Origin of the sequence: Paraburkholderia sp. BR10872, from assembly GCF_040965835.1 — a bacterium.
Taxonomy (GTDB): domain Bacteria; phylum Pseudomonadota; class Gammaproteobacteria; order Burkholderiales; family Burkholderiaceae; genus Paraburkholderia; species Paraburkholderia nodosa_A.
Genome location: NZ_JBFRCN010000164.1, coordinates 1 through 368, shown reverse-complemented (window position 1 = coordinate 368; position 368 = coordinate 1). Strand labels below are relative to the sequence as shown.

The following is a 368-nucleotide window of genomic DNA, read 5'->3' as shown; positions in this document are numbered from 1 at the left end:
GGGATGGGAAGGGGTGGGACCAGCTCGCTATGGTCATCAGGCTTGACGGGTTGCTGCGTCGCGCTTTGTGTTCGCGCCACAGCCAATCGGGAAGAAGCGTAAAGAGGGTGCTGCTGAATTGGGGTTGTGTTGTTTCAGGCACAACACACATAGTGTGGGTTCTGCGTAAATGCTGAAGCATTAACGTAGACCGACACGTGATCTCAACCTGTGCACTCTTCTCTCCCCACCGGGAGGGAGGCACACCTGTTATAGGATCAAGCCTTACGGGCAATTAGTATCAGTTAGCTTAACGCATTACTGCGCTTCCACACCTGACCTATCAACGTCCTGGTCTCGAACGACCCTTCAAGGGGATCAAGTCCCCG

Annotated in this window: 1 rRNA gene; it reads right to left on the bottom strand. The window is 54.1% G+C overall.

The features are described 5' to 3' along the window. Positions 1-253: 253 nt before the first annotated feature. Positions 254-368: ribosomal RNA gene (locus AB4Y43_RS40530) — 23S ribosomal RNA — on the bottom strand; the annotation flags it as partial.